Below are 13,574 nucleotides of genomic sequence, written 5' to 3' on the forward strand. Positions count from 1 at the left end.
TTAAACCTCGGCGGCCAGCTCGGCCACCTGGGCGTGGTCGAGCCGCCCGTCCGCGACGATCGTGACCACCCGCCGGGTCAGCGTGTCCTCGACGACCAGCGGCCGGTCCCACGCCAGCGCCTGCCCGACGCCCGGATACTCCTCGACCCGCACGAACCACGCGTCGCCGTCGTCCTGGACGAACACCAGCGTCCAGTCCCGCCCCTCCGGGTCCGTGCCGGACATGGCGATCCACCGGTCCCGGCTGCCGTGCACGGCCTGCTCGTCGCCCGGCAGAGTCGTCCGGGCGGTGGAGGTCCCTGGCGCACGCCAGAAGAAGCCGCCGTAACCCGCGCCGACCCGGCCCTTGGTGGCCGAGCTGTTGATCTCCACGGGCGCGCCGGTGAGGTTGGTGAGCGTGAACGTGAAGTCCAGAGCCCATGCCTCGCCCAGCGGTCGCACGACCACCGTCCGCTCCTCACGTGCCATGAGCCGCTCGTCAGGGCCGATCCACTCCAGCTCCTCGATGAAGCCGTCGTCGTCGAGCCGCGAGAACGCCCGGTGCCGCTGGCCGCCGTGATCGCCGAGCCAGGCCGGACCCTGGTCCTTCACGTACGTGCGGCCGCCCCAGAAGTTCGCCCCGCCCAGGTCGGAGATCGCCACGCCGACACCGAGGTGGTGCACGTGGTCCTCGGGCCGGACCTGGGTGACCTCGACGCCGCCCAGCGTCCGCACCCCGTGCACGTACGGGCGCGGCGAGTCCGTCGCGGGGAGGTCGGGCTCCAGCTCGTAGTCCGCTACCGGCGTGCCGGCGACCAGGAGCCGCACTTTCGTCCACGGCGCGTCCAGCTCCGAGTAGAGGGCCAGCTCGTCCGCGCTGCGGGCCGTCAGGTCCGCGATGCCGGGCAGGAACCGGTAGGCGATCTCGTCCGAGCCGGGCTCCCGTGCGAGGAGCTGGTGCCGCTCGGGGATCGGCAGCGGCTCGGGCGCCAGCCGCACCGCGTCGAGCACCTGCGTGAACGTCTCGGTCCGGGAGAGCGGCACCAGCAGGTCCACGCCCGTACGGAGATGATCGATGAGGTTCTCCAGCAGGTTGGTGCGCTCGTACACGGTGGTCGTGACCGACCCGTCCGCGTGCTCGACCTTGAGCTGGTCCTGGGTGTAGACGAGCGTGGCGCGGCCCTGGTCGCCGTGCACGACCAGGTACGGCTCGTGCCGCTCGGACGCGCACAACGTCACCGCGATCGTGACCACGAGACCGTCGTCCATCCGGATCCGCACGCACGACGTGTCGTCCGACTCGATCGGGTTGGCGTGGTAGAGCTCGGTCTCGATCTCCGCGATCGGGCCGTCCACCAGCGCCAGCGCGGTTGCCACGGCATGCGCGAACGGGTTGGTCAGCGCGCCGTCCACCACGTCCACGCCGTTGAGGCGGCGCTTCCCCGACCAGGCCGAGCGGGTGAAGTACGTCGACGGGCGTTCCCACGCGCCGGCCCCGCCGATGCCGCGCACCCGGCCGAGCGCGCCGCTCGCGATCAGCTCACGCACCGCGGGCACGGCCGCCGACCCGAGCGACTGGAACCCGACCTGGCAGGCCAGCCCGGTCGCGGCCACGGCCGCCGCGATGCGCCCATGTTCGGCGGGGCTGGGCGCGGGCGGCTTCTCCAGCAGCACGTGTGAGCCCGCGTGCAGGGCGGTCACCGCGAGGTCGGCGTGCGTGTGGATGGGCGTGCAGATGATCGTGATCTCCGCGCCGGTCTTCTCGATCAGCGCGCCGAGATCGGACGACTGCAGGGGCGAGGCGAAGTCGACCTCCACAGGCCGCACGTCGCAGATCCCGGCCAGCTCGACCAGCCCTCTGTCGGCGAGCCCGCGCAGGTTGCGCAGATGGTGCTGCCCGTGCCCGTTCGCCCCCGCCAGAACGACCTTCATCGTCGTGCCCACCTCAGTCCCAGCCCTTCGTGCTCGCCCACCCGCAGCACACCGTCCGCCACGCTAACCGGATACGGCTCCGCCAGCAGCCCGAGCGCGGCGAACGACGCGTCCTCCACATCCTCCGCCATGATCGGCAGCGGCAGCGCCAGGGCCAGTTGCCCGGACACGTCCGGCAGCAGGTGCGGGTAGACGGGCACGTCGTACGTCCTGGCCAGCTCCACGATGCGCAGGAACGGCGTGATGCCGCCGACCCGCACCACGTTCGGCTGCACGACGTCGCACGCGCCGGCCGCCAGCAGGTCGCGGAAGCCGTACGTCGTGTAGACGTTCTCGCCCACCGCGACCGGCACGTCGATGGAGCGGCGCAGCTCCACGTGGGCGGCCACGTCGTCGGCGGGCAGCGGCTCCTCGATCCAGTGCAGGTCGAACTCGCGCAGCGCGGCCAGAGCCCGCCGGGCCCGGTGCAGGTCCCACCGCTGGTTGGCGTCGATCATCAGCAGCCGGTCGGGCCCGAGCACCTCGCGTACCGCGGCCACCCGCGCCACGTCCTCGGCCAGGTCGGGACGCCCCACCTTGATCTTGACACCCTTGTATCCGGCCGCCATCCACCGCCTGACCTGCTCGAGGAGCTCCTCCAGCGAGTAGTGCAGGTTGACGCCGCTGCCGTAGACCGGGACCTCGTCGCGCCGCCGGCCCAGCACGTCGGCCAGGCCGGCCTCGCCGCAGCGCAGATCCCACAACGCCAGGTCGATGCCGGCCAGCGCGATCGTGGTGATCCCGCCGGGTCCGGCTTCACGCAGGTGCCGCCAGAGCCGGTCCCACACGACTTCGGGGTGCGCGGGCAGCCCGATCAGCGCCTCCCGCAGGTCGTGGTCGAGCAGTGCCCGTACGGCGTGCGCGCCGATCTGCGGCGTCCATGAGAACCCCGTCCCGGTGCGCCCGTCCTTCAGCGTGACGTGCGTGACGATCACGTGGTTGGCGGGCACGTCCGCGCCCCACGGCCGGGGCAGCGGGGCGGTGCGCAGCTCGGTACGCAGGTCCGCGATGGTCATGACGTCGCCAGCTCCAGCCCCGTCTTGATCAGCGTCGCCAGCTCCTCCAGGTGCTCGGCCGTCACGTCCACCAGCGGCGGGCGGACCGGGCCCACGTCCAGGCCGCGCAGCCGTACCCCGGCCTTGACCAGGGCGACCGGATAGCCCGGAACCTTGCCGCGCAATCGCACGAGCGGGGCGTAGAACTCCGTCAGCAGCCGCTCGTCACCGTTCAGATAAGCCAGCGCGATCTCCGGCGCGAACGCGAACACCGCGCTGGAGTAAAGCTCCACGCCGATGCCCCGATACGCGGGCATGGTCAGCTCGGCCGTCGGCAGCCCGTTGAAGAACAGGAAGTTCGGGTAGGTCTCCCGGATCGCCAGCACGGTCCGCTGCATCCGGTCGATGTCGCCGAGGCCGTCCTTGAGCCCGATCACCCCGGGGATCCCGGCCAGCTCCACCGCGGCGTCCGGCTCCAGCACCACGGTTCCGCGCTGGTAGACGATCACCGGCAGCTCCGCGGCCACCGCCTCCACATACGCCTTGAACCCGTGCCCAGGCCCCTGCGCCAGGTAAGGCGGCATGAGCAGCAACCCGTCGGCCCCCGCCTCCCGCGCCGCCCGCGCCTGGTTCAGCGCCGCGCCGAGCGATCCGCCCGCCCCGGCGAACAGCGGCACGCGCCCGTCCACGACCTCGGCCGCCACCCGCACCGCCCGCTCGTGCTCACCCTCCGACAACGCGGAGAACTCGCCGGTGCCGCACGCCACGAACACCCCGCCGGGACCGTGCGCCATGCCCTGCCGGATGTGCTCGGCCAGCACCTGCTCGGCGAGCGTGCCGTCGGCGGCGAACGGGGTCACGGGAAAGAACAGCACACCGCTGAGATTCATAGAGATTCCTTGAGTTCGGTACGCCAACTACGCTTCGCCTGCCAGCCCAGCAACCGCTCCGCCTTGGACGTCGAAAAGGCCGGGGAGGTCCCGGTGAGGCCCGCCGCGAACGGCTCCGTGCCCGGGATGACCTGGGGGAGCAGCTCGGCCAGCGGCTTCCTGGCCAGCGCGTCCGCGGCGCCGACGAAGAACACCTCACCGTTCGGCAGCTCGGGCAGCGCCTCGATGAGCACGCCCACCATTTCGGAGGCGTCACGGGAGTCGACGTAGTTGAACAGCGACACCCCGCCCAGTTCCGGCCGGTCCAGCCGCTCGGTGACGGTGTGCCCCGACTGCGTGGGCGCGCCGGCCCACTCCTCCGGAGGGATGACGAAACACGGCCTGATCGCGGCCAGCTTCGTCGTCCCCGCCTCGGCGAACGCCTTCATGGTCTGCTCGGCCGCCACCTTGGACAGGTTGTAGGCGTTCCACGGCCGCACCAGGTGGTCCTCGTCGATCGGCAGGTACGCCGGCGCCCACCCGCGCGGAGCGCCGTAGCCGATCACGGTCGGGCTGCTGGCCACCACCACGTTCCGCACGCCCAGGGCCACCGACGCCTCGCAGACGTTGAACGCCAGCTGCGTGTTGACCCGGTAGATCACCGACTCCGGCCGGCTGAACGGGGTGGCGATGGCGGCCAAATGGATCACCGACTCCGGCCGGAATCTGGCGATCACCTCGAACGCCTCTCCCGTGTTCGTGAGGTCGGCAGGCAGGGTGGCCGCGGCCTCCGCCGGCGTGCCCGGCGCGCTGTCCACGCCGATGACCTCGTGCCCGGCCGCCGCGAGCGTGCTGACCACGCTGCGGCCGAGGCGTCCTGCACTTCCGGTGATGAGGACTCTGCTCACCGTGAGGGGCTCCTTCAAGACTGCAAACAGTTGCACTAAACCTTTGTGTCCCCGGACCCGGGGCGTCAAGAGGTGATTTCATTCCCCTAGCGCTACCTGGGGATTCCGAGTGAGGCTCGGTATGCCGTAGACCGGCAAGCGCTTTCAGGGTACTCATGGTTCTGCAAGCGGTTGCGTTAGGGTGGGCGACTGTGACAGTGACGATTCGTGATGTGGCCCGAGCGTCCGGCGTGCACGTGTCCACCGTGTCGAGGACGTTCTCCGCGCCGCACATGGTGAACGCCGCCACCCGCAGCAGGGTGCTGACGGTGGCCGAGGAGCTCGGATACCGCCCGAACCGGGCGGCGCGGGCGCTCACGACCGGCCGCACGCACAACCTCGGATTGATCGTGGCCGACATCGCCAACCCGTTCTTCCCTCCCTTGATCAAAGCCGCGCACGCCGCCGCCCGGCAGCGCGACTACCACCTGTTCGTGGCCGACACCGACGAGGAGCCGGCCGCCGAGGAGGAGCTGGTGCAGGCCTTCTCCAAACAGGTGGACGGGCTGGTGCTGTGCAGCCCGCGCTCGTCCAACAAGGTGCTCGAGCGGCTGGCCGAGCGGGTGCCGTTCGTGGTGATCAACCGGCGGCTGCGTGGCGCCGCGACGGTGCTGATGGACGTCGGCCACGGGGCCAGGCTGGCGGTGGAGCACCTGACCGGGCTCGGGCACCGCCGTGTGGCGCTGGTGTCGGGGCCGACCGGCTCGTGGACGAGCGCGGAGATCCGGGCGGCCGCCGAGCAGGTGGCCGGCATCGAGCTCGTCGTGATCGGCCCCAACCCGCCGACCGAGCGGGGCGGATTCGACATCGCCAAGCGGGTGCGGGACGCGGAGGTGACCGGCGTGCTGGCCTACAACGACCTGGTGGCGATCGGTCTCATCGAAGGGCTCTGCGAGCTCGGACTGAGCGTTCCTGAGGACGTCAGCGTCGTGGGCATCGACGACATCGTGCCAGGGCGGCTCAACCGCCCCAAGCTCACCACGGTCGCCATGCCTACCGCGGCGGCCGGGCGGCTGGCGGTGGATCTGCTCATCCAGGAGGTGAGCGCCACCACGTCGCTGGAGACCCGGCTCGTCATCCGCGACTCCACCGCAGCGCCACGATAGCCCGGCCGCTGCAACCGGTTGTACTATCCGCGATGCAAATTCGTCTGACTTCTTCGGCCGCCGAGTCTGTCACCTGGGAAAACGCTGTGGCGATATATCGGTAACGGGTATGTAACGTCTGCAAAGGGTTGACGTAACTTTCCCGGCGGCTATAGGAAAGCGCTATCCATCCACATTTCGCCGGAAGGTCCGTGTGATGACTGACGTTTCGGTGGCGGTGAAGCCCCGGGGAGCGGAGACCCAACCCGCACGGGGCGGTCACCGCGCCACAAAACGTTCCCGCCGTGAGGCGCGGGCCGCCTATCTGTTCCTGGCGCCCTGGTTCGTCGGCCTGCTCGTCATCACGATCGGCCCGATCTTCGCCTCGCTGTACCTCTCCTTCACCGACTACAGCCTCCTGGAGGAGGCGAAGTGGGTCGGATTCGATAACTACATCACGATGTTCACCGAGGACCCGAGGTTCCTGTCCTCGCTGCAGGTGACCACGATCTACGTGGTCGTCTCGGTCCCGCTGCAACTGGCGTTCGCGCTCGCGCTGGCCCTGGTGCTCGACCGGGGGCTGCGCGGCCTGTCGATCTACCGCTCGATCTTCTACCTGCCCTCCCTGCTGGGCGGCAGCGTCGCCATCGCGATCCTGTGGCGGAAGGTCTTCGGTCAGGACGGCCTGGTCAACGCGATACTCGCGATCTTCGGAATCCAGGGGCCCGGCTGGGTCGGCGACCCCGACACCGCGCTCGGGACGCTGATCCTCCTGCACGTGTGGACGTTCGGTGCCCCGATGATCATCTTCCTGGCCGGGTTGCGGCAGATCCCCAGCAGCTACTACGAGGCGGCCGCGGTGGACGGAGCCGGCGTGTTGCGCCAGTTCAAGTCGATCACGATGCCGCTGCTGACGCCGATCATCTTCTTCAACCTCGTGCTGGAGATCATCAAGTCCTTCCAGTCGTTCACGCAGGCGTTCATCGTGAGCAACGGCAAGGGCGGTCCGGCCGACTCGACGCTCTTCTACACGCTCTACCTCTACCTCAAGGGGTTCAAGAGCTACGACATGGGCTACGCGGCAGCGATGGCCTGGGTTCTGCTGCTCATCATCGCCGGGCTCACCGCGGTGAACTTCCTCGCTTCCAAGTATTGGGTCTTCTATGGCGACACCAAGTAGGCCGATCCCGGTCCTGTTCCGCCCGATCAAGGGCGGACGTCTGGTCAAGCACGTGCTGCTGATCGGCTTCGGCCTGGTCATGCTCTATCCGCTGCTCTGGATGATCTCCAGCTCGCTCAAGCCGGAAGAGCTGATCTTCCGGGAGCCCGGACTGTGGCCGAGCCAGATCACCTTCGAGAACTACTCGCAGGGCTGGAACGCGCTGAAGCACCCCTTCGGCTACTACCTGTGGAACTCCGCGGTGGTCACGGCCCTGTCGGTGGTGGCGAACCTGGTGGCCTGCTCGCTGGCCGCCTACGCCTTCGCCCGGCTGAACTTCCCGCTGAAGAAGTTCTGGTTCGCGATCATGCTGGGCACGATCATGTTGCCGCACCACGTCGTGATCGTGCCGCAGTACATCATGTTCTCCGAGCTCGACCTGATCAACACGATCTGGCCGCTGGTCATGCCCAAGGTGCTGGCGACGGACGCGTTCTTCGTCTTCCTGATGGTCCAGTTCATCCGTACACTGCCCAGGGAATTGGACGAGGCCGCCGAGATCGATGGAGCGGGCTACTGGCGCATCTTCATCCGGGTGGTCATGCCGCTCTGCATGCCGGCCCTGGCGACGACCGCCATCTTCACCTTCATCTGGACGTGGAACGACTTCCTCAGCCAGCTGCTTTACCTCAACAACCCGGACAACTTCACCGTTCCGGTGGCCCTGCGCACCTTCCTCGACGCCAGCAGCGACTCGTCGTGGGGACCCATGTTCGCCATGTCGATCATCGCACTGGGGCCGATCTTCGGCTTCTTCCTGGCCGGTCAGAAGTACCTGATCCGTGGTGTCGCCACCACGGGCTTGAAGTAGCACACCTCCAATCGAACACCCCCCGACACGAAAATCCCCCTAGGAGGTAGAGCCGTGAGCTCTGGCAAGAAGATGTGGTCGGCGGCGCTGCTGGCCACCGCTGTGCTGGCGGTCACCGCGGCCTGTGGCAGCGGCAGCGGCAGCGGCGGCGAAAGCGCCGGTGGTAAGACTGTGCTGCGCTTCTCCTACTGGGGCAGCGACGCACGACAGAAGATGACCGAAGAGGCCATCAAGAAGTTCGAGGCCAAGAACCCGACGATCGACGTCCAGGGTGAGTTCTCCGACTTCGCCAGCTACTACGAGACGCTGTCCACGAAGGTCGCCGGCAACGACGCGCCCGACGTCATCACCCTGGAGATCCGCGGCCTGCGCGAGTACGCCGACCGCGGCACCCTGGCCGACCTGGCCAGCAAGGTCAACACCGCCGACATCGACGCCAAGGTGCTGGGCACCGGCGCCATCGACGGCAAGCAGTACGCCATCCCCACCGGCGTCAACGCCTTCTCCCTGGTCGTCAACCCCGGCCTGATCCAGAGCAGCAAGGCGGAGCTGCCCGACGACACCAAGTGGACCTGGGACGACTATGTCGCCCTGGCCTCCAAGGTCTCCTCCGGCTCCGGCGGCAAGGTCACCGGAACCCAGCTGAGCTGGAACCCGGCGTACCTCCAGATCTACGCCGCGCAGAAGGGCGAGCCCTTCTACAACGGCAACAAGCTCGGCCTGACCCCCCAGACGATCAAGGACTGGTGGGCCATCATGCAGAACCTGATCAAGGACAAGGGCGCCCCCGAGGCGGCCAAGAGCTCCGAGATCGGCGCGACCAGCATCGACCAGTCGCTGCTGGCCACCAACACCGGCGCGATGGGCATGTGGTGGAGCAACCAGCTCGGCGCGGTCACCAAGGCCTCCGGCCAGCAGCTCGACCTGCTGCGCATGCCGAAGGTGCAGGGCGCCACGACCAGCGGCATGTTCCTGCAGCCGGCGATGTTCTACACCGCCTCCTCCAAGTCGGAGCACGCGGCCGAGGCCGCGAAGTTCATCGACTTCATGATCAACGACGCGGAGGCGGGCGCGATCATCCTCAGTGACCGCGGCCTGCCTGCCAGCTCCAAGGTGCTGGCGGCGGTCAAGGACAAGCTGCCGGACGCGGACAAGAAGACGCTGGAGTTCCTCGACAAGGTCAAGAGCGAGCTGGCCGACCCGCCCGCCGCTCCGCCGAAGGGCGCCAGCGCCATGGAGGACATCCTCACGCGGTACTCCGAGGAGGTCATGTTCGGTCGCATGACCCCTGACGACGCCGCGCAGAAGTTCATCACCGAGGCCAACGCCTCGATCGCAGGCTAAAGGAGAGTCATGAAGTACGCGTTCGTCGGGCTCGGGCACCGCGCGCAGATGTACGTCGACGCGCTGCTCGGGGAGTGGCGTGACGCCGGCACCATCGTCGCCCTGTGCGACACCAACCGGACCCGCATGGACTATTACGTCGAGCGGATCGGCCAAGAGGTGCCGTGCTTCGCGCCCGCGGAGTTCGACAAGGTGCTCGAGCTCGCCGACGCGGTCATTGTCACGACCGTCGACGCCACGCACGCTCGCTACGTGTGCGCGGCACTCGACGCCGGTCGCGACGTCATTGTGGAGAAACCGCTCACCGTGGACGCCGAGGGCTGCGCGGCCATCGCCGAGGCGGCCGAGCGCAGCACCGGCAAGCTGATCGTCACCTTCAACTACCGGTACTCGCCGCGTAACTCGGCCGTGCGCCGGCTGCTGATGGAGGGCGCGATCGGCGAGGTGACGTCCGTGCACTTCGAGTGGACGCTCGACACCATCCACGGCGCCGACTACTTCCGCCGCTGGCACCGCGACCGGGCCAGCTCGGGCGGGCTGCTCGTGCACAAGTCCACCCACCACTTCGACCTGGTCAACTGGTGGCTCGGGGCGGCCCCCGAGCTCGTCTTCGCCCAGACCGACCTGCGCTTCTACGGCGCCGAGAACGCCAAGAAGCGCGGCCTGGAGGAGCGCCCCGCGCGAGGGCAGGGCGCTCCCGGGCTGGGCACGGACCCGTTCATCCTGGACATCTCCGCCGACCCCCGGCTCAAGCGGCTCTACCTGGACGCCGAGCACGAGGACGGCTACATCCGGGACCAGGACGTCTTCGGCGAAGGCGTGGACATCGACGACAACATGTCCGTGCTGGTCCGCTATGCCAACCGGGCGATCATGACCTACTCCCTGCACGCGCACGCCCCCTGGGAGGGTTACCGGGTGGCCTTCAACGGCACGGCCGGGCGGCTGGAACTGGACGTGGTCGAGCGGGAGTGGACGCCGCCGCACGCCGCCATCGACCCGAGCGCGGCCGGCAAGGAGCACGCGGCAGGGTCGTCGGAGCGGCGAACGGTCAGGCCCGAGAGCGGTAGCTCGCGTGACCAGCGAGGGCCGAGTGAGCGCGACCATCAAACACAGGAGCGGCTCACGCTGCACCGGCACTGGAGCAAGCCGGAAGAGGTGCCCATCGAGACCGGGGCCGGCGGGCACGGCGGCGGCGACCGCCTGCTGCTCAACGACGTCTTCCGCGGCCCCGACAACGACCCGCTGGCCCGGCAGGCCGGCTATCGCGACGGCATCCGCAGCGTCCTGACGGGCGTCGCGGCCACCATGGCTGCGCAGACCGGCACGCCCGTCCGCTTGGTGGACGACGGGACCCGTGTCGGCTGAGCCGGCCGGGCCCGCGCCTGCCGCACCGGCCGGGTCCGCGTCCGCCGCACCGGCCGGGTCCGCGCCTGCTGACGGGACCGGGCTCGTGTTCGGTGAGCTGGCCGGGATCGCTGAGGCGCAGCTCGGGACTTATCCGGATCTTCCGGGGCCCGAGCTGCGGGCGGCGGCACGCGACGCCCTCGGGGTGCTCGACCTGCGCGCTGATGACGTACGGGTCGAACGGACCTGGGTCGATGGCGATCTTGCCGGCGAGGAGCTCTCTTGGTCCGTCGGGTTCGGGCCGCGGACGCGGGCGTTCCTGCTGCGTCCCCGGGATGCGGTGGGGCCGCTGCCCGGGGTGGTGGCGCTGCACTGCCACGGCGGCATGAAATGGGTCGGCAAGGAGAAGATCGCCGACGGTCCCGAAGAACCGTCGCCTGAGGTGGTCAAGGCCAGGGCGGCCATCTACGGCGGTCGCGCCTTCGCCAACGAGCTGGCCAGGCGCGGGTTCGTCGTGCTCGCGCACGACGTGTTCGCCTGGGGCAGCCGCCGCTTCCCTCTCGACCCGGAAGCGGCCCCCGCGCCGGCCCCCGCCACGGCCGAGGCGCCGCTCAGCGAGGCCGACCGTTACGACCGGCTCGCCGGGCCGCATGAGCACATCGTGGCCAAGCACTGTGCCGTGCTCGGCACCTCCTTCGCGGGCGTGGTGGCGGGCGAGGACCTCGCGGCGGCGGCCTACCTTCGCTCACGCCCCGACGTCGGCCCCGTCGGATGCGCCGGGCTGTCCGGCGGCGGGCTGCGGGCAGCGCTCCTGGGCGCCTTCGACCCCCAGATGAGCGCCGTCGTGGTTGCGGCGATGGTCTCGTCCTACCGGGACATGCTGGACGGGCACGTGGCCAAGCACACCTGGATGTTCTACCCGCCGGGCCTGCCGCGCCTCGGCGACTGGCCCGACCTGGTGGCCGCCCGCGCGCCCCAGCCGCTCATGGTCCAGTACGCCATGCGCGACCGGCTGTTCCCAGAGCCGGGCATGCGCCGCGCCCACGCCATGATCAGCGAGCGGTACGGGGACGCCGGCGGTTACGAGGCGGTGTTCGCCGACGTGCCGCACAGCTTCGACGTGCCCAGGCAGGAGCAGGCCTTCGACTGGCTGGCCCGCCATCTCCGATGACCTGCCGCCGCCCGGCCTGCCCCGGGCGGCGGCACCCTGATCCATCGCAGCAGTCAGTCACCCGCCTTCCACTGCGCGATGAGCTTGTCGTAGTCCAGCGTGGCCGGTTTGCCGCGCTCGTCGGCCAGCTTCGGAGCGGGCGCGCCCGGCTGGTCGTACCAGTGCTGGGCCGGCTGTTCGGGGTTGAGCTTGGGAGCGCAGTTCCCGCCGTAGCCGCGCCGTTCCAGCCGCGACAGGATGTCGTCCTGCTGCTTGGCCAGGTTGTCCATCGACTGCTGCGGCGTGGTCTCGCCGGTCACGGCGGTGGCCACGTTCTGCCACCAGAGCTGGGCGAGCTTGGGGTAGTCCGGAACGTTCGTCCCGGTCGGCGTCCACTGCTTGCGGGCCGGGGAGTTGTAGAACTCGATCAGGCCGCCGTACTTCTTGGCGTTCTGGGCGAAGTACTCGCTCTTGACATCGGAGTCCCTGATGAACGTCAGGCCGACGATCGACTTCTTCAACGACACGGTCTTCGACGTGACGAACTGCGCATACAGCCACGCCGCCGCCCTGCGGTCCTGCGGCGTGTTCTTCAGCAGCGTCCACGAGCCGGCGTCCTGGTAGCCGAGCTTGTGGCCGTCCTTCCAGTACGCGCCGTGCGGGCTCGGCGCGATGCGCCACTTGGGCGTGCCGTCGCTGTTGACGACCGGCAGCCCTTCCTTGGTCATGTCGGCCGTGAACGACGTGTACCAGAAGATCTGCTGGGCGATGTTGCCCTGCGCGGGCACCGGACCGGCCTCGCTGAAGTTCATCCCGGCGGCTTCCTTGGGGGCGTACTTCTTCAGCCAGTCCACGTATTTGGTGAGCGCGTAGACCGACGCGGGGCCGTTCGTGTCGCCGCCGCGGGTGACCGACGAGCCGACCGGGCGGCAGTTTTCCACCCTGATGCCCCAGTCGTCCACCGGCAGGCCGTTGGGGATGCCGGGGTCGCCGTTGCCGGCCATGGACAGCCAGGCGTCGGTGAAGCGCCAGCCCAGCGACGGGTCCTTCCTGCCGTAGTCCATGTGGCCGTAGACCTTCTTGCCGTCGACGGTCCCGTTGCCGTTGACCTTGTTGGTGAAGAAGTCGGCGATGTCCTCATAAGCCGCCCAGTTGACCGGGACGCCCAGGTCGTACCCATAGGCGTCCCTGAACTGCTTCTTGATCTCCGGGTCGGTGAACCAGTCGTAGCGGAACCAGTAGAGGTTCGCGAACTGCTGGTCGGGCAGCTGATAGATCTTCTTGTCCGGGCCGGTGGTGAAGCTGATGCCGATGAAGTCGTTCAGGTCGAGCGTGGGTGAGGTGACGTTCTTGCCCTCGCCGGCCATGTAGTCCGACAGCGGGATCACGTAGTCGCCGCGCGAGTGGGTGCCGATGAGGTCGGAGTCGTTGACGTAGGCGTCGTAGATGTTCTGGTCGCCCTGGATCTGGGTCTGGAGTTTCTCGACGACGTCGCCTTCCTGGATCAGGTCATGCTTGATCTTGATCCCGGTGATCTCGGTGAACGCCTTGGCGAGCTGCTGGGACTCGTACTCGTGCGTGGTGATCGTCTCGGACACCACGTTGATCTGCATGCCCCGGTACGGCGCCGCGGCCTTCATGAACCAGTCCATCTCCGCGAGCTGCTGGTCCTTGGCCAGCGTGCTGGGCGTGAACTCCTCCGACACCCAGCGTTGCGCCGCCGCCTTCCCGTCGGCCTCCTTGAAGTCGCTGGACGGCCGCTGTGTGCTCTGCGCGCAGCCGGCGATCACCAGAATCAGCGTGGCCAGACCAACGGCCGCGGACCTGCCTGCCCGATGCCTCATTGCATGGCTTCCC

11 protein-coding genes are annotated in these 13,574 nt (G+C 69.0%); 6 read left to right on the forward strand and 5 right to left on the reverse strand.

The genetic code is table 11. The annotated features are described in order from the left end of the window. The 4 genes from Q9G87_RS61140 to Q9G87_RS54705 are packed head-to-tail and all read right to left on the reverse strand — an operon-like array spanning position 1 to position 4,722. Entirely contained in the window at positions 1–1,911 is a 1,911-nt protein-coding gene (locus Q9G87_RS61140; RefSeq protein ID WP_371825981.1) for a DUF6807 family protein, read from the reverse strand. After that, on the reverse strand, positions 1,908–2,966 hold the full coding sequence (locus Q9G87_RS54695) for a mandelate racemase/muconate lactonizing enzyme family protein (protein WP_305924620.1): 1,059 nt from the start codon (positions 2,964–2,966) through the stop codon (positions 1,908–1,910). The genes Q9G87_RS61140 and Q9G87_RS54695 overlap by 4 nt, the downstream gene beginning before the upstream one ends. After that, the gene (locus Q9G87_RS54700; protein WP_305924621.1) at positions 2,963–3,835 is read right to left on the reverse strand and encodes a 5-dehydro-4-deoxyglucarate dehydratase; all 873 of its coding nucleotides are present in this window, start codon (positions 3,833–3,835) and stop codon (positions 2,963–2,965) included. The genes Q9G87_RS54695 and Q9G87_RS54700 overlap by 4 nt, the downstream gene beginning before the upstream one ends. Next, positions 3,832–4,722 carry an NAD-dependent epimerase/dehydratase family protein gene (locus Q9G87_RS54705; RefSeq protein WP_305924622.1) on the reverse strand — a complete coding sequence of 297 codons (891 nt, stop codon included), beginning with the start codon at positions 4,720–4,722 and terminating at the stop codon, positions 3,832–3,834. The genes Q9G87_RS54700 and Q9G87_RS54705 overlap by 4 nt, the downstream gene beginning before the upstream one ends. A gap of 191 nt (positions 4,723–4,913) precedes the next feature. On the opposite strand from Q9G87_RS54705, the gene Q9G87_RS54710 reads away from it, so the two are divergent. The 6 genes from Q9G87_RS54710 to Q9G87_RS54735 all read left to right on the forward strand — a co-directional run bounded on the left by Q9G87_RS54710 (position 4,914) and on the right by Q9G87_RS54735 (position 11,738). After that, positions 4,914–5,867, forward strand: a complete 954-nt coding sequence (locus tag Q9G87_RS54710) for a LacI family DNA-binding transcriptional regulator (RefSeq protein ID WP_305924623.1) — start codon at positions 4,914–4,916, stop codon at positions 5,865–5,867. A 196-nt stretch (positions 5,868–6,063) separates the two neighbouring features. Beyond that, a complete protein-coding gene (locus Q9G87_RS54715; protein ID WP_305924624.1) occupies positions 6,064–7,026 on the forward strand; it encodes a carbohydrate ABC transporter permease in 963 nt (320 codons plus the stop codon). Then, a complete protein-coding gene (locus Q9G87_RS54720) occupies positions 7,010–7,876 on the forward strand; it encodes a carbohydrate ABC transporter permease (protein ID WP_305924625.1) in 867 nt (288 codons plus the stop codon). Before Q9G87_RS54715 ends, Q9G87_RS54720 begins: the two co-directional genes overlap by 17 nt. Positions 7,877–7,930: 54 nt before the next feature. Beyond that, complete coding sequence (locus Q9G87_RS54725) at positions 7,931–9,220, forward strand: extracellular solute-binding protein (RefSeq protein WP_305924626.1); 1,290 nt, start codon at positions 7,931–7,933, stop codon at positions 9,218–9,220. Between the two features lie 9 nt (positions 9,221–9,229). Continuing rightward, a complete protein-coding gene (locus Q9G87_RS54730; protein WP_305924627.1) occupies positions 9,230–10,588 on the forward strand; it encodes a Gfo/Idh/MocA family protein in 1,359 nt (452 codons plus the stop codon). Further along, positions 10,578–11,738, forward strand: coding sequence for a dienelactone hydrolase family protein (locus Q9G87_RS54735; protein WP_305924628.1), 1,161 nt, complete (start codon positions 10,578–10,580; stop codon positions 11,736–11,738). Before Q9G87_RS54730 ends, Q9G87_RS54735 begins: the two co-directional genes overlap by 11 nt. A 53-nt stretch (positions 11,739–11,791) precedes the next feature. Here Q9G87_RS54735 and Q9G87_RS54740 read toward each other — a convergent pair whose 3' ends face one another. Beyond that, positions 11,792–13,561, reverse strand: coding sequence for an ABC transporter substrate-binding protein (locus tag Q9G87_RS54740; RefSeq protein ID WP_305924629.1), 1,770 nt, complete (start codon positions 13,559–13,561; stop codon positions 11,792–11,794). Between the last annotated feature and the right edge of the window lie 13 nt (positions 13,562–13,574).

This window comes from Nonomuraea turcica (assembly GCF_030718205.1).
GTDB lineage: Bacteria > Actinomycetota > Actinomycetes > Streptosporangiales > Streptosporangiaceae > Nonomuraea.